The organism is Bacillus thermozeamaize (assembly GCA_002159075.1).
Lineage (GTDB): Bacteria > Bacillota > Bacilli > ZCTH02-B2 > ZCTH02-B2 > Bacillus_BB > Bacillus_BB thermozeamaize.
The window spans coordinates 1-14,423 of record LZRT01000053.1; the positions used below are offsets into that span (position 1 = coordinate 1).

Genomic DNA, 14,423 nt, shown 5'->3' on the forward strand with positions numbered 1-14,423 from the left:
TTGAGCCATATTCGATCTCCTCCTGAAGAATGTTGTTTCGACACCACCATTCTAACTGAGGGATTTGAATATGGCTCCCCTTATTTTTGGGAGTATAGCATTTTTACACAATTATACGGACTCAACTTTGTAACCCGTGCTGTGCAAAAACACGACGTCGGGAAACTTTCGGGCTACATTGTACATCGCGTCCATATAACCGAAGCTTGTGCCGAAAATAATGTCATGGTTCATGGCGAGTTCCGTAAACACCCGCTCCGCGTCCGCATTGTCGGGGACGTTTTCCATGACGGTCGCCCGGATGCCGAACGTTTCTTCGACCGCCTGCCGGGCCAAATCGTGCTGGTACGTCCATCCGCCGTCTCCGGGGACCCCGATGTAGACGAAGGCGACCCGCGGTTTGTCGCCGGCTCCGTCCGTCGTTCCTTTTGTTCCCGCCGCTGCGCCCGGTTCATCCGCCGGAACGGACGAAGGTTTCGAACAGGACGCCAACATCACCATGCATAGCACCAGCGCCGAAAAAAAACGCACCCTCATCCCGCCCCCTTTTCCAGGAAGGGCATGATTTTTGTTATTTAATCTTACTGGCAATGTCATTTCATTTGCGTTTTATTTCTGAATTTTATGCCGAGGTGCCAGAAGTTCCGGGGTTTTTTGTGCTTGATGCCTTGAGCGCTGGATTGTTTGTCCAAAATAAAAAGACTGCCGACCGGGCAGTCGACAGTCTGGGGCTGCCCGGAACGAGGCAGCTTTCAATTTGGGCATGCCCGGCACGGGCGTCCTCCATGTGGTGAAAGTCCGTATTACAGATCGGAGGCTCTCATTTTATTCAGTTCTTTGTTTCTTTTCTTGTGATAATAGATCCGGCCGCTTCGCCATTCCCCAAACAGAAACAGAAGTCCGGTCAGAAGAACCAAAACATATTGCATCGCACTTTCAATCCGGTGGTTCGCAAACATCCAGGTCAAGCATGCAGCGTATGCAACAGGAATGACGGCCCCCCAATATGCGCGGTTCCTTGTCGAGAAAAAAAATTGAACGGCCAAAACGCCGGCGGCAATCAAAACGCGATCGAAACCGAAATCCATTACTGCTTGCTCCTTTCACTTTTATATTTTTCAATAATCAATTTTGCATCTTCCATGCTGATTCGATCATCAATCGCCAAACGTTTGATGAACTTGACAAATTCCTCATTTTCCGTCGAATCATTGATTTTGATTTTCTCAATCAGACGGTCAAGTCTCAGCCGGACGGTTGGATATGAGACTTTGTAAAGTTTTGCGATTTCTTTCAGTGAGCCTGAATGGAGAACGAAATTTTTGATAAATTCCAGGTCCTCGTTGTCCAATGCCAATATCCAGTTTGGAACGGGATGAGCGGCTATATGGACCCTCCTCCTTTCACGCCATCAATTAGATATTAACATTATGTTTAATAAAATTCAACTAAACTTTATTTTATTTAAATTAATATTCAAGATCGTCATTCCGATTCTTCCCGTGACATGGAAAACCGGGATCTTGTGTGGGCCCGGGATTCGGGATGCCAAGTTCACCATGGAGCCCGATGCGCTGCCGGCGCTAAAAGCCAGATGCTATGGAAAAGCTTCATGTTTGGTAATTAATTCTTGAGCTTGCAGGGGAATGAATTAGCAAATGAAACGTATGTTTCCGATCCGATTGCAAGATGGGCATACCCTCTATGCGATCAAGGCGCTGATGACGGAAGATCACGGGGATATTTCCATTGGCAAATTGGGGTCCTTTTCTTTTCGGAAAGGACTGTACGTGTATGTCGGGAGCGCAAAAAGAAATCTGCAATCCAGAATCGAAAGGCATATTCAGCTTGAGAAAAAGCGACGCTGGCATTTTGATTACTTGCGCCCCTATCTTCAACTGGTGGAGATTGAGACGTTTCCGGGCGATGAAGGAGAATGCGGACTTTTCCGGAGATTGATCAAGGAAAACAACGGGAGCATACCGGTCCGCGGTTTCGGTTCCTCCGATTGCAGGTGTCCCGCGCATCTGTTTTTCGTTCCCTGCTGCGATAAAGAATGAAAATGGGCATGGGCGAGGAGGACAGAGGGTGGGACAGGTCACCGCACAACGCATACGGAGACAACAAAGCAGACGGGAACCAAAGGAGCGGGAATCAAGCATTGGTTATGAAACAATCTTTTTCTGATTGGCGGTACGATGGGGGGCGGAAAAACCGCAACTTGCCAGGCGATGAGGAGAAAATTGAACAACAGCGTGTTTCTCGATGGCGACTGGTGCCGGGATATGCATCCATTTTTTATTGGTCAAGGATGCCGGCAAACCGCGGGCGGTCCGGAAAGCCGGCGAACACCGGCTGTCGGACCACCCGTCTCCGTTAATTCGACACGGCGCTTTGCTGCACCGCGACGCCCGCCTTGCGCTTGACCGGCAGGGCTCCGGTGAACAGGAATTTGCCCCATCGGTTGCTCCGGACCAGCAGATAATCCAGGGCGTACGTCAACATGGTCGAAACCGCCAGCACCAGCAAGTAACCGAGCAGCGGGCTTGGCAGCACAAAGTGTTGGACATAGTAGTAGCCGACCATGACGATCAACGGTTGATGCAGCAGATAGACCGTATAGGAGGATTCGGACATATAGGTCAGCATGCGGTTCGGTTTGTTGAGGAACCGGTACAAGAGCCCCAGCACCAGGATCAGGGAGAAATACCGCGGAAGCGTTTCGAGCAGCGTGTTGGTGTTGGGCACGATGCCTTTAAACCGGGCCTCCAGCATATAGCTGATGATCAGCAGGATGAACAGGACAACGAATCGCTTGCGGGAGAGTTCGAAGAATTTGCCGTGCAGCTCGTCCCGGCGCAGGAAAGCGAGAGCTCCCAGCATGAAGTACGGAAAGTAGGAGCCGAACGTCAGGAACGAGACAAGCTGATGGTCGAAACGGGTGACGAGGAACAGCATCCCGCAAAAACCGAAGATTCCGAAGATGCCGGCCAGGAACAGGACATCCGTATATTTTCCCCCCAGCCGGAACCGGTCGAACAGCTTGAGCGGGAAGCGTTTTTTGAGCATCAGGCCGAAATACAGGACAAACGAGAACACCAGCGCATAGTGCAGAAACCACAGATGCGACATCTGAAAGTACCGGCTCCAGGGGATGACGGTGTTCGGCAGGAAGCTGATATCGCCGCCCCAATATTTGTAGGTGTATATTTTTTCGATGAAGGAGAACGTCAGCAGCGTCGTGACAAACGGGATGCCCAGGCGGGTCAATCTTCGCACGGTGAAATTCTTCAGGTTGTACTTTCTTACCGCGTACGCGGCAAAGTAGCCGGAGATGAACATAAACAGGGGCATGCGGAACAGATTGATGTAGTCCGTGTAAACTCGCAATGCCGGCGCGGTGTGGGTTTCCGGCGCGTTGACCAGCCAGTCGACGTTGACAAAGATCAATGCGGAATGATAGACGAGCCCGAGAAAACTGGCCAATGCCCGGCCGCTGTCCAGAAAATGTAGTCTCATGCTACATTTCTCCCTTGCGAAAAGAATCAAGAATGCCGGAAACATCGTTGCGTTGTTCATTATAACGAACCACGTCCGAACTTTTTGTCGAACGGTGTATGCGTTCAGAAAAAATTTGGCAAGCCCCCACCCCTTTCGCCAATAAACCGCAACCGCAACCGTGCGGCAAACGTCTGAATCTTGAGGTGGTGACCGCGATGAACGGACGGTTCATCCTGCTGCTGACGGCCCTGGCCGTGGCCATGGGGGGATGTTCGCATATCAGCAATCCGATCGAGGGCAACGCCATCATCGATTGGATCGATTTCGTCAAGCTCGACGGCAAAACGTACGTGGGTCTCTACCACCAGGTCATCAAGGATCCGGACCTTGTCACCGATCAGGTGGTCGGAACCGTGAAATTCAAACTCGACGGCGTCGTGACCAACCCGCATTACCGACCCAAAAACGGAGATGCGGCTTATTTGGCCGAAGGCACGAGGCTGTACGGCGTGGAAGGATTCGGACCCGATGAAGTGATTGCCGCCCGGGATGAGGGGAAAATCGGCGGATTCCGTCTTTATGCGGAAGAGACATTTTCCAAGACGATCCCGCAGCGTTATCCGGATATGCCCAAACAGCAGGTGGAGCGCATCCGGTTGTTCAAGGATCGGGATATGCAGCCGTTCCGCACGCTGACCGGAGAAGAGGTCCGCCGGTTTATCGCCTTGCTGGACGGCGGCGAAGACAAGACCGTTTTTACTCCCGATCGAACCAACGGGGATCCTGACGTATACATGATGGTCTTCTGCACGGACGGTCCGTTGGCGTACGCCTATTATCTAGAAGATGACGGGCAGAGCGTATATTTCCACCCGTGGCATACCCGCGTGGTCGATGATGAAATCCGGACGTTTCTGGAACGGCAGGACGATTGACCCGAAGGCGGAAATCGGGTGCCTCATGCCAAGCGTTGGATGAATGCGTTATAATGGCGGCGGGAGGAGGGATTTCATGGAATATCATGTGTCCGTGACAGGAGACGACCGGGCCAGGGGTACGGCCGATGAACCCTTCCGCACCATCTCGCGCGCCGCGTCCCTGGCCGTGGCCGGCGACACGGTCATCGTGCATGCGGGTGTTTATCGGGAATGGGTGCGTCCGGCCCATGGCGGGACGGAGGAGCACCGGATCGTCTACAAATCCGCGGGTGACGGGGAGGTCGTCATCACGGGAGCCGAGCGGATTACCGACTGGAAATACGAGGGTGACAACGTCTGGAGCACGGAAGTGCCCAACACCCTTTTCTCCGTCCGGAATCCGTTCGAGGTGGAACTGGCCGGTGACTGGCTGTTCGACGGCGCTTTCCCGGTGCATCTCGGCGACGTCTATCTGGACGGCAAGTCCCTGTACGAGTGCGAAAGCGTGGAGAAGGTGTTCAAGCCCGAAGTCTGGCCCGACGCGAAATATCCCGAAGATTCGTTGATGAAGTGGTACGCCGAAGTCGGACCGGTCACGACGAAGATCTGGGCCAATTTCGGCGGAAAAGATCCCCGCGAGGAGAACGTCGAGATCAGCGTTCGCCCGCACTGCTTCTTCCCCGAGAAGCCGGGCGTCGACTACATCACGGTGAGCGGGTTCACGCTGCGCCAGGCCGCTCCCCAGTGGGCGCCGCCGACCGCCTTCCAGGAAGGCCTGATCGGCCCCCACTGGAGCAAGGGCTGGATCATCGAAAACAACGTCATCTGCGAATCGAAGTGCGTCGGCATCAGCCTGGGCACGCCGATCGGGACCGGCCATGCCAGGGTGAACGGGAAGTTCACGAAGGGCGGCACGCAGCGCGAGCAGGAAGTGATCTTCCGGGCGCTGCATGAAGGCGGTTGGCACAAGGACCGGGTGGGCGGCCACATCGTCCGCAACAATGTGATCCACGATTGCGAGCAGGCCGGCATCGTGGGCCACATGGGCGGCGCGTTCAGCCGGATCTACGGCAACCGCATCTACAACATCCACCACAAGCGGCTCCGGCACGGCGCCGAAGTGGCGGGCATCAAGCTGCACGCCGCGCTGGACACGCAGATTACCGATAACATCATCTACAGCTGCTACCGCGGATTGTGGCTGGACTGGCAGGCGCAGGGCACCCGCGTCAGCCGCAACGTGTTCTTCGACAACCTGTCCGAGGACCTGTTCGTCGAGGTGTGCCACGGTCCGTATCTGGTGGACCACAATCTGTTCCTGTCGCCGATGAATTTCCGGAACATGTCGCAGGGCGGCGCGTTCGTCCACAACCTGTTCGCGGGCCGGTTCGTGGTCCAGAGCGAGCTCTCCCGCACGACGCCGTACCATTTCCCCCATGAGACGGCCGTGGCGGGCTATGCGAAGATTGCCGGGGGCGACGACCGGTACTACAACAACGTCTTCCTGGGGGACGGCGGGGAGCGGGAACCGGTCCCGATCACCTTCTTCGAGCATCTGCCGCTCAAGCCGCGGGAGAGGAAGACGAAGGACGGGAAGCCCGTGATGGACGGGGTGCCGGAGGATTCCGTCTGCTGGCTGCATCCGGTGGGACTGGGAAGCTACGACGAACATCCGGACGTGAAGGACAAACCGTGGTGGGAATACACGAAGGAGGAGTTTGCGCAGCTCGAAGACGCCGAGAAGAAGCAAATCTTTGCCGGCAACGCCGCGCTTCCGGTGGCGATGGGCGGCAACCTGTATCTGGGCGGCGCGGTTCCGGGGCGCCATGAGCCCGGCGCGAAGACGCATGAGCAGCGTGGCGTCGAGATCGAGAGGGATCCTTCGCAGGGCAAGGTGCGCGTCCGGATCACCGAACCCGAACGGATCCGCGGCGCCTCGCCCATGGTGGTCACCACCGACCTGCTCGGGAGCACCTATCACGCCGCGATGAAGTTCGAGAACCCGGACGGCACGCCGCTCAGGCTGGACGCGGACTTCTTCGGGAACCGGAGGCCGGACGCGGACGTCACGCCCGGGCCGTTCGAGCTGACCGGTGACGAAGCGGTGGAATTGGTGTTCGGGTGAAGGACCGGCGGGCAAACCGGAGCCGGACATGAAGAAAATCGCGTATATCCCGTGTGAAACCCGGGATATACGCGATTTTTTTGGGTTTCAACAGCCTCGGAGACGACGCCGGTGCGGAAGCGATCATCTGGCCGGACCTGAACGCGAGCATCAGCAAGGTGCTGACAAGCACGCAAATTCTGAAAAAAAGCTACAAATCCGCCCATCATGAAACGGGTGTCCTGGACTCCGTCTGGTGGACGATGGAAAGCCTGCGGCGGTTCGTCAGGCAGGCGATGCAGTTCGAACGGGACCACCAGCCGTTTGCGATCAACTCCTGCGAAGGGCGAATCATCGCCAATGCGGCCGATATTCGAACGGAATTGCAAAAATACCGGAATCTGTTGACGTGGTCCGGACCGGAAAATCTCAAGGAAACGGACGAAATCTGGAGCTTGATCGTGGAAAGGTGGAACCCGGAGGAAGCGGCGCACGTCCATCGATGCGGCATGTCGTAAATCCGTCATCAAAATCCGGGTGGACGTGGTGCAAGCAAAGCCGAAAGCGGCCGGGTGCGGTCCGCGCATGTTGAGCGACGCGGGCGGCCCGGCCGTCCTTTTGGAGCTGCTTTTTTACTCCAGTCTGCTCACGCCATCCAGATAACCGTTGACGGCTTCCTTGAGAAAGTCAAACGGTTTGTGATCGGACGCATCCAGGTTCAGGTTGAGTACATAGCCGGTGTTGGCGGAAATCGCGATCGTGGAGTTTCCACGTGCAATCACGTAATACGGCAGATGCCGTGAAACATCATCCCCTTGTCCCGACGGGATGACGGCCACGATGTATGCTTTCACATAGGCATCGTCCGGCAGCGTGATTTTCTTGTCCGCAATCACAAGGTCAGTCCCTTTCGTCTCTTCCCCTGAAGCAGGATGGATCCTTCCGTTTGCCTTCGCCCAATCCCAAAATTGCTCTTTTCGTGCCAATTGTTCTTCGATTGTGCTGTCCCGAGGCAAGTCGTCGGGAAATGCCTGTTCCGGACCTGAAGGGTGCCGACCAGCCGTCGTTTCGGCGCCGTCCGGCAAGGGAACGGGCGGTTCCGATTGGGCTCCATTCGTGCAGGAAGTGATCATGCCGGCGAGAAGAATGGCAATCATCCACTTTGCCATCGAAGTTTTCATTCGGACGATGCCCCCGAAGGTCGGAGATTTCGCAAATGGTGCAGCTGCACATTTCCAAATTGATTTTAACATAACCACAAACTACCTTCGCGTTATGGCCGCATTTTCAATGAAGCTGGAGGAAGGCTTGACGACCGCGCAACACGCATATGGCCGCATCCGGACTCCGGAATGGGGCCTTTTCATGTGAAGCGGGACGGTTGGCGAAAATTTTTTTCCCGGAGATGCGACGATCGGCCGGTTTTTCATTTTCTGGTTCGGCGTAACATACGGGCAGTATGTGATGCTTTATGCCGGACTGATCTATGGGATCTGTCTTGGCGCGGCTTCCCTGGCGTTCGTCCTTTCGCGGTTCAGCCGGAACCTGATCACCCTGATCCTGAAGCTGATTCCCCTGTTCGCCGCGCTTGCGTTCATCTGCATCTTCGGGCTGAACGGCATGCTCCGTCTGAACAGCTTCTTATACAGGATGACGAGGATCCCGGGCATCGAGCCCGCGGTGTGCGGCCTGTTGTGCGCCGCCGGCATGGCGGTGGCCAGTTACTTCCTGAAGTAAGGCGGATGCCAGAAGCCTTCGAACTGCGGGTCGGTTTCGATCAGCCGCTGGAATTCCTCGGTCTGGTACGCCGCGATCAGGTCTTTTACAAATGGCTTGTCCTGGTCCTCCCGGCGAACGGCGATCAGGTTCTGATATTCGAACGGCGGGTCTTCAAGGAACAGGCTGTCGGAGAGTTTGCGGCCCGATGCCAAAATATAATTTCCGTTCACAAGCGCATAGTCAACGTCGCCGATCAGGCGCGCCAGCTGGGCCTGTTCCACCTCGACGAACTCGATTTTGGCATTGTAACTTTCGATGTCATGCAGGCTGACCGTCAGCGGTTCGTAATCGGGTTTCAGGGTGAGAAACCCGGCTTCCTGCAGAATCCGCAGCGCGCGCGCAATGTTGGGCGGATCGTTGGGAATGAGCACGGTGTATTTTTTGTCGGGATCCAGGTTGAGATCGTCATATCGGTCCGAATAAATGCCCATGGGAGCCGTCGGGACCTTGATCGTTTCGACCAAATCCAGTTTGTTTTCTTTTATGAAGTTTTCGAAATAGGCCGTATGCTGGAAGATGTTCGCATCCAGCGAGCCTTCCGCGAGGGCGAAATTGATTTCATTGATGTTCGTAAATTCGATGATTTCGATGGTATAACCCTTTTCCTTCAATTGCGGCTCAATTCCCTTGCGCACCTGGTCGCTGTAGGGACCGGGAGAAAATCCGATGCGGATCACTTTGGTTTTGTCGGGGTCGGACGCCTTGCGGGCGTCGGATGTGCCGCAGGATGAGATCAGCAGGGCGGCCAGCACCGTCAGGACAACGGATGCCATTTTTTTCATGCACTTGTTCCTCCTCGAGCAGACTTGATCAGCGTTTCGAAATGTCTTTTGTCCTGCAAGTCGGTCTCTTGTTTTGCCGCAACAAAAAAGAGACACATCTATTTGCCGGACAAATAGACATGTCTCCGGTGATCCGGTCGAAAGCAAAGTAAACAGATTGGAATATAAAAATATTCGAACATGATTGTAGCAACCCGCCGATCATTTGACAATACCATTCCGGAAAATAAATCTCATAATTCATACTTGACAAATCAGATTTATTTGCTATCATAAAGGGCACAACTGCAAAGCAAAGCGATTGGACCACCAAAGCTCCATGCATATCCCGGCGATATGTCTGGAGCTTTTTTGTTTTCCGGAAGGAGGCCGTGCCGTGCCAACGAAGGGCTCCCGCAGCATCTGGCTTGACGGCAGGAAAGTGGAGCAGCCGGAGGAACATCCCGCGTTTCGCGGGACGTTCGGGACGATCCGGCAGCTCGTCGCGCTGATCGATGACGATCGGGTCGGCTATTATGACGAATCCGTCGGGCGGATGGTGCACAAGGCGTTTCTGATTCCGCGGACGCGGGAAGAGCTGCTGGAGAAAAGGAAAGCGTACGAGACCTGGGCCCGCGCGACATACGGCATGATGAGCCGCTTGTCGGATTACGCCTATTCGGTCATCACGGGCTACTACATCGACCGGGAACGGTTCAGCCGGTACGACGCCGGGTTCTCGGAGAAGATCGCGCATTATATCGAGCGGGTCAAGCGCGAGCGGCGCCTGGTGACGACCGCGATCGCCGATCCCCAGATCGACCGTTCGAAGCCGATTGCCGAGCGCTCGGGGCATGAATTGCTCCGGGTGGTGGAGGAGCGGCCGGACGGCGTGGTGGTCTGCGGGGCGAAAATGATTGCCACCGGCGCGCCGTACGTAGACGACATCATCGTGAATACGCCGTACGACCGGGAAGACGGCCAGGAACAATACGCGAATCTGTTCATCGTCGCGGCGGATTCGCCCGGTCTCGAAATCATTTGCCGCAAAAGCCACGCGGAGACGGACCGCGCGTTATATCCTCTCGCAAGCCGGTTCGACGAGATGGACGCGGTGATCATTTTCGACCATGTGTTCATTCCGGAGGAGCGGATCTTGATCCGCGGGCATGCGCAGGGAGCGACGGCGGCGCATCGCCACCAGCAGTTGAACGCACTGGCGCATCATCAGACGGTCGTGCGCCTGGCGACGAAATTGAAGTTTGTCGCGGGACTCGCGACCGCCATCGCGCAGAGCATCGCGGTGGATGCGTTTCTGCATGTGCAACAGAAACTGGGCGAGCTTTACATGCTGGCCGATACGGTCGACGCCTTGCTGCACGCGGCGGAGATGGAAGGAACGGTCGAAGGCGGCGTCTACAAGCCGAAGGCGGTGCCGCTGCAGGCGGCGCGCCATCTGGGCACGCAGGCGTACGCCCGGGCCATGGCCATTCTGAAGGAGATCGGAGCGGGCGGCTATACGCAGCTGCCGTCCACCCTCATCGACCGTTTCGAAGACGAGCGGATCAGGACGTTGCTGCATCGCTATTATGCGGGGGCGGCGGCTTCCGCCGGGGAGAAGACCGCCTGGTTCAGGCTCGGCTGGGAGCTGATCGGCAGCGAGCTCGGCGGCAGGCATGATCTGTATGAACGGTTTTACACGGGAGATCCGCTGCGCAATCAGTCTTTGTTTTTCGAGCAGTATGACAAGACGTGGCTTGAAGAACGGCTGGACGCCTTTCTGGATCATCTGACGGCCGAAGCAAGGCGGGGCGTGACGGTATGACGGATTGGAAGGAACGGCTGCAGGACGGGCGCAGGGTATGGTATGGCGGCGAGCTCGTGACCCGCATTGCGGAACATCACGCGTTCCGCGGTACCGTGGAGACCATTGGAAAGCTGCTGGAGATGCAGAGGGGTGCCTGGAAGCGGGAGTTGACCCGCGACGGGGCGCATCTTTCGTTCCTGGTGCCGACCTCGCTGGATGATTTGCGGTGCAAGGCGAGGGCTTACCAAATCTGGGCGGACGCGACATTCGGGATGATGAGCCGGCTCTCGGAATATTCGCGGGAGATCGAGACGGGATGGTACGCGAACCGCAAGGAGCTGGACACGGTGATCCCGCATTTTGAAGCGAAGATGGAGCGGATGTACCGGAATTCCCGGGACCGCGATCTCCTGTCGACCGCGGCGGCGCAGGATTTGCAGCGGAACCGGAGCCGCTCGAGCGTCGAGGTGGACGCCGGCCAGCTTCGCGTGGTGAAGAAGACGGCAGAAGGGGTGATCGTGCGCGGGGCGAAGACCGTCGCGACAGCCGCGCCTTATGTGGATGAGTTTATCATCACGTCGTTCTACAAACGGAGCGAAGCGCAGCGGGCGCTCGCCAACGTGTTCATCATTCCGGCCAACCTGCCGGGGGTGCATATCGTCTGCCGGGAATCGTTCGCGAGCGACGACGCGGTGCATGCCCCGCTGAGCGCGCGGTATGACGAGATGGACGCGGTGCTGATTTTTGAAGATGCGCTCATTCCCTGGGACCTGGTGCTCGTGGCGGAGGATCCCGAGGCGGCGTGGAAGCTGCATACGGACCCGGTGGCCGTGGCCCTCAGCCAGCATCAGACGGTCGTCCGCCTGATCAGCAAGCTGAGGAGCGTGGCGGCGATTGCGTACGGGCTCGCGAAGAGCGCGGATGTAACCGGATTTCTGCACGTCCGGAACGATCTGGCGAACCTGATCCTGCAGGTGGAGACGATCGAGGCGCTGCTCGGGACGGCGCAGCAGACGGGCGATTGGCACAACGGGGTGTTCATCCCGAACCGGCTGTATCTGGGGACGGCGCGCAACCTGGGGACGCGCTTCTATGCCGAAGGCATTGCGGCGATCCACCGGATCGGGGCGTCCGGCTTGCTTCAGGCCCCCGCATCATTGAAAGAGCTGGATGTCCATCCGGAGTGGCGCGAATATTTTGCCGCGTCGGACGGGTTCGACGGCACGAGGCGGACGCTGCTGAACAAGCTGGCATGGGATTTCGCCGGCAGCTCCCTCGGTTCCCGGCACGAGCTGTATGAACGGTTCTATGCGGGAGATCCGGTTCGCAATTTCGCCAGTTATTACAACCAGCATCCGAAGCGGCAAGCCTATGTGGAGTTTGCACTTTCGATTTTGCGGGAGGAAAACCGATGAGCAACGTCCATTTCTACTGGTTCGCGCCGACGAACGGCGACGGAGAATTTCTGGGACTGGCCAGACCGCAGCGCGAGCCCACGCAGGAATATTTGATCGAGGTGGCGCAGGCGGCGGAACGGGCGGGATTTGAAGGCATGCTGGTTCCGACGGGCATTCCGTACCTCGATTCCTGGCTGGTCGGATTCGCGATCGCGCAGCACACGCGGCGAATCAAGCCGCTGGTCGCGTTCCGTCCGGGCTTCATCGCGCCGACCGTGGCGGCCAAGCTGTCCGCGACGTTCGACCGGTTCACGAAGGGGCGCCTGCTGGTCAACGTCGTGACGGGCGGATCGCCGAAGGAGCTCGGCCAGGACGGCGATTTTCTGGACCATGACGAGCGCTACGAGCGGACGAGAGAGTTTCTGGACGTCATTCTGAAGTGCTGGACGGGCGAGACGTTCAGCCACAAAGGCCGCTTCTTCGAAGTCCGGGACGCGCAGCTGGTGCCCCCGCTGCATCAACCCGGCCGCATCCCGATCTATTTCGGCGGCTCCTCGGATATCGCGAAGGAGATTGCGGCGCGGTATGCGGATGTTTACCTGCAATGGGGCGAACCGGTCGCCCAGGTGAAGGCGCAGATCGAGGATGTCCGGTCGCGCGCCGCCCGATACGACCGCGCGCCGGAATTCGGCGTCCGCCTGCACGTCGTGGTACGCGACACGGAGCGGGAGGCCTGGGACGCGGCCTACCGCCTGATCAGCCGGATCGACGAGGACGTCCGGAGAAAAATGGACCGCGTCTTCGAAGAGACGGATTCGGTGGCGCAGCGGCGCATCACGGAGCTGGTCCGTCAGGGCGAGCGGTTTGACAAATGCACCTGGACGGGGATCGGGAAAATCCGCAAGGGCGCGGGCACGGCCCTGGTCGGCACGCCGGACCAGATTGAGGAAGCGCTGCAAGACTATATCGACGCGGGCGTCACGCATTTCATTCTGTCGGGCTATCCGCATGCGGAAGAAGCCTTGCGGTTCGGAGACGACGTTCTTCCCAGATTTGCGAAAATCACCGTGTGAAAGAGGCGGGGAAGATGAAATTTCTGACATGGGGCGCGAATGTCGGAGGCGGATTTCTGCGCGCCAGGGGGGATCAGGAAACGCGGAGCGACATGGCGTACAACATCGAGCTGGCCAAACTCGCGGACCGGATTGGCGTGCACGGCATTCTTTATCCCGTTCGCTACGTGGGGCGCATCGGCGGAAGCGGCGGGTCGGCCGGGCAGCTGGATCCGCTCGCGGTTGTCGGCGCGGTGGCCGGACACACGTCGCGGGTGAGGCTGCTCGCGGCGGTATTGCCGGGTTTCCTTCATCCGGTGACGCTGGCGAAGATCGGCGCGACGCTGGATGTGATATCGAACGGCCGCTTCCACATCAATCTGGTGAGCGGATGGTTCAGAGAGGAACAGGAGAAGTTCGGCATCGAGTGGATCGAGCACAGCGAGCGCTATCGCCGGTCGGAGGAGTATTTGCAGGTCGTGAAGGGGCTCTGGACGCGGGACGAGTTTACCTTTCAAGGGAAATATTACAACATCCGCGGCGGCTCGCTGCATCCCAAGCCCGTGCAGAAGCCGTATCCGGCGATCTATCAGGGCGGCAACTCCGAACCGTCGCAGCGGGTCGCGGCGAAACATTCGGATGTCTATTTCATGAACGGCGCGCCGCTCGGGGAGCTCGAGCGGCAGATCGGGACGGTGAGGGAGCTGGCACGGCGGGAAAACCGGACGCTGCAATACGCGGTCGCGGCCTTCGTGATCGCGCGGGAAACCGAAGAAGAAGCGCTGGCCGAATATGAAGCCATCATCGCAAATGCGGACGAGGAAGCAATCGCCCGGTTCAAGGCGAGCAAGGATGCGAGGGGAATGTGGAAAAACGCCGTGACCGTGAGCGACTATGTCGCGAACAACGAAGGTTTCCGCACGGGACTGATCGGCAGCTACGAGCAAGTGGCGAACAAACTGCGCGAACTGGAAGCCGCCGGCGTGGATCAGGTGCTGCTCGCGTTCCGCCATCCGCTGAGGGAACTGCCGCTCTTCTTCGAACGGGTGGAACCGTTGGTGAACGCCGCCAACATTCGGGCGAGCTGAAATCCGGGGGAGAGGAG

The 14,423-nt window shown here is 57.6% G+C and carries 18 protein-coding genes; 12 read left to right on the forward strand and 6 right to left on the reverse strand.

Going from position 1 to position 14,423, the window contains the following annotated elements:
- Positions 1–111: 111 nt before the first annotated feature.
- Positions 112–537, reverse strand: coding sequence for a hypothetical protein (locus BAA01_13320; GenBank protein OUM89029.1), 426 nt, complete (start codon positions 535–537; stop codon positions 112–114).
- 53 nt (positions 538–590) lie between these two features.
- Here BAA01_13320 and BAA01_13325 point away from each other — a divergent pair, with 53 nt between their 5' ends.
- Complete coding sequence (locus BAA01_13325; GenBank protein OUM89030.1) at positions 591–794, forward strand: hypothetical protein; 204 nt, start codon at positions 591–593, stop codon at positions 792–794.
- A 9-nt stretch (positions 795–803) separates the two neighbouring features.
- Here BAA01_13325 and BAA01_13330 read toward each other — a convergent pair whose 3' ends face one another.
- Entirely contained in the window at positions 804–1,088 is a 285-nt protein-coding gene (locus BAA01_13330) for a hypothetical protein (protein OUM89031.1), read from the reverse strand.
- Complete coding sequence (locus BAA01_13335; GenBank protein ID OUM89032.1) at positions 1,088–1,387, reverse strand: hypothetical protein; 300 nt, start codon at positions 1,385–1,387, stop codon at positions 1,088–1,090. The genes BAA01_13330 and BAA01_13335 overlap by 1 nt, the downstream gene beginning before the upstream one ends.
- A gap of 280 nt (positions 1,388–1,667) precedes the next feature.
- On the opposite strand from BAA01_13335, the gene BAA01_13340 reads away from it, so the two are divergent.
- Both BAA01_13340 and BAA01_13345 read left to right on the forward strand, forming a co-directional pair.
- Complete coding sequence (locus tag BAA01_13340) at positions 1,668–2,060, forward strand: nuclease (GenBank protein ID OUM89062.1); 393 nt, start codon at positions 1,668–1,670, stop codon at positions 2,058–2,060.
- A gap of 107 nt (positions 2,061–2,167) precedes the next feature.
- Positions 2,168–2,380 (forward strand): hypothetical protein, encoded by a 213-nt coding sequence (locus BAA01_13345; protein OUM89033.1) that lies wholly within the window; start codon positions 2,168–2,170, stop codon positions 2,378–2,380.
- Here BAA01_13345 and BAA01_13350 read toward each other — a convergent pair.
- On the reverse strand, positions 2,377–3,519 hold the full coding sequence (locus tag BAA01_13350; GenBank protein ID OUM89034.1) for a hypothetical protein: 1,143 nt from the start codon (positions 3,517–3,519) through the stop codon (positions 2,377–2,379). The genes BAA01_13345 and BAA01_13350 overlap by 4 nt on opposite strands.
- Before the next feature lie 197 nt (positions 3,520–3,716).
- Between BAA01_13350 and BAA01_13355 the strand changes: the two genes are divergently transcribed.
- The 3 genes from BAA01_13355 (at position 3,717) to BAA01_13365 (ending at position 7,040) form a co-directional block, all read left to right on the forward strand.
- Positions 3,717–4,436 (forward strand): hypothetical protein, encoded by a 720-nt coding sequence (locus tag BAA01_13355; protein ID OUM89035.1) that lies wholly within the window; start codon positions 3,717–3,719, stop codon positions 4,434–4,436.
- A 76-nt stretch (positions 4,437–4,512) separates the two neighbouring features.
- A complete protein-coding gene (locus BAA01_13360) occupies positions 4,513–6,543 on the forward strand; it encodes a hypothetical protein (protein ID OUM89036.1) in 2,031 nt (676 codons plus the stop codon).
- A 53-nt stretch (positions 6,544–6,596) separates the two neighbouring features.
- Positions 6,597–7,040 (forward strand): hypothetical protein, encoded by a 444-nt coding sequence (locus tag BAA01_13365; GenBank protein ID OUM89037.1) that lies wholly within the window; start codon positions 6,597–6,599, stop codon positions 7,038–7,040.
- Between the two features lie 114 nt (positions 7,041–7,154).
- Here BAA01_13365 and BAA01_13370 read toward each other — a convergent pair whose 3' ends face one another.
- Complete coding sequence (locus BAA01_13370) at positions 7,155–7,607, reverse strand: hypothetical protein (GenBank protein ID OUM89038.1); 453 nt, start codon at positions 7,605–7,607, stop codon at positions 7,155–7,157.
- 31 nt (positions 7,608–7,638) lie between these two features.
- Between BAA01_13370 and BAA01_13375 the strand changes: the two genes are divergently transcribed.
- Entirely contained in the window at positions 7,639–7,893 is a 255-nt protein-coding gene (locus BAA01_13375) for a hypothetical protein (protein OUM89039.1), read from the forward strand.
- 93 nt (positions 7,894–7,986) lie between these two features.
- Positions 7,987–8,259 (forward strand): hypothetical protein, encoded by a 273-nt coding sequence (locus BAA01_13380; GenBank protein OUM89040.1) that lies wholly within the window; start codon positions 7,987–7,989, stop codon positions 8,257–8,259.
- On the opposite strand, the gene BAA01_13385 is transcribed toward BAA01_13380, so the two are convergent.
- A complete protein-coding gene (locus tag BAA01_13385) occupies positions 8,244–9,083 on the reverse strand; it encodes a hypothetical protein (GenBank protein ID OUM89041.1) in 840 nt (279 codons plus the stop codon). The two genes, BAA01_13380 and BAA01_13385, sit on opposite strands and share 16 nt — an antisense overlap.
- A 376-nt stretch (positions 9,084–9,459) precedes the next feature.
- Here BAA01_13385 and BAA01_13390 point away from each other — a divergent pair, with 376 nt between their 5' ends.
- The 4 genes from BAA01_13390 to BAA01_13405 are packed head-to-tail and all read left to right on the forward strand — an operon-like array spanning position 9,460 to position 14,406.
- Positions 9,460–10,887, forward strand: a complete 1,428-nt coding sequence (locus BAA01_13390; GenBank protein OUM89042.1) for a hypothetical protein — start codon at positions 9,460–9,462, stop codon at positions 10,885–10,887.
- Positions 10,884–12,284, forward strand: a complete 1,401-nt coding sequence (locus BAA01_13395; protein ID OUM89043.1) for a hypothetical protein — start codon at positions 10,884–10,886, stop codon at positions 12,282–12,284. The genes BAA01_13390 and BAA01_13395 overlap by 4 nt, the downstream gene beginning before the upstream one ends.
- The gene (locus BAA01_13400) at positions 12,281–13,339 is read left to right on the forward strand and encodes a luciferase (GenBank protein ID OUM89044.1); all 1,059 of its coding nucleotides are present in this window, start codon (positions 12,281–12,283) and stop codon (positions 13,337–13,339) included. Before BAA01_13395 ends, BAA01_13400 begins: the two co-directional genes overlap by 4 nt.
- Before the next feature lie 14 nt (positions 13,340–13,353).
- Entirely contained in the window at positions 13,354–14,406 is a 1,053-nt protein-coding gene (locus BAA01_13405) for a dimethyl sulfone monooxygenase SfnG (protein OUM89045.1), read from the forward strand.
- The last annotated feature ends 17 nt before the right edge of the window (positions 14,407–14,423 follow it).

Bases quoted from the DNA above. Each gene is read 5' to 3' on its own strand.
- BAA01_13405 (OUM89045.1), top strand. From the start codon at position 13,354: ATGAAATTTCTGACATGGGGCGCGAATGTCGGAGGCGGATTTCTGCGC.
- BAA01_13350 (OUM89034.1), bottom strand. From the start codon at position 3,519: ATGAGACTACATTTTCTGGACAGCGGCCGGGCATTGGCCAGTTTTCTC.
- BAA01_13330 (OUM89031.1), bottom strand. From the start codon at position 1,088: ATGGATTTCGGTTTCGATCGCGTTTTGATTGCCGCCGGCGTTTTGGCC.
- BAA01_13340 (OUM89062.1), top strand. From the start codon at position 1,668: ATGTTTCCGATCCGATTGCAAGATGGGCATACCCTCTATGCGATCAAG.
- BAA01_13385 (OUM89041.1), bottom strand. From the start codon at position 9,083: ATGAAAAAAATGGCATCCGTTGTCCTGACGGTGCTGGCCGCCCTGCTG.
- BAA01_13360 (OUM89036.1), top strand. From the start codon at position 4,513: ATGGAATATCATGTGTCCGTGACAGGAGACGACCGGGCCAGGGGTACG.
- BAA01_13345 (OUM89033.1), top strand. From the start codon at position 2,168: ATGAAACAATCTTTTTCTGATTGGCGGTACGATGGGGGGCGGAAAAAC.
- BAA01_13325 (OUM89030.1), top strand. From the start codon at position 591: ATGTCATTTCATTTGCGTTTTATTTCTGAATTTTATGCCGAGGTGCCA.
- BAA01_13320 (OUM89029.1), bottom strand. From the start codon at position 537: ATGAGGGTGCGTTTTTTTTCGGCGCTGGTGCTATGCATGGTGATGTTG.
- BAA01_13395 (OUM89043.1), top strand. From the start codon at position 10,884: ATGACGGATTGGAAGGAACGGCTGCAGGACGGGCGCAGGGTATGGTAT.
- BAA01_13400 (OUM89044.1), top strand. From the start codon at position 12,281: ATGAGCAACGTCCATTTCTACTGGTTCGCGCCGACGAACGGCGACGGA.
- BAA01_13355 (OUM89035.1), top strand. From the start codon at position 3,717: ATGAACGGACGGTTCATCCTGCTGCTGACGGCCCTGGCCGTGGCCATG.
- BAA01_13380 (OUM89040.1), top strand. From the start codon at position 7,987: ATGCTTTATGCCGGACTGATCTATGGGATCTGTCTTGGCGCGGCTTCC.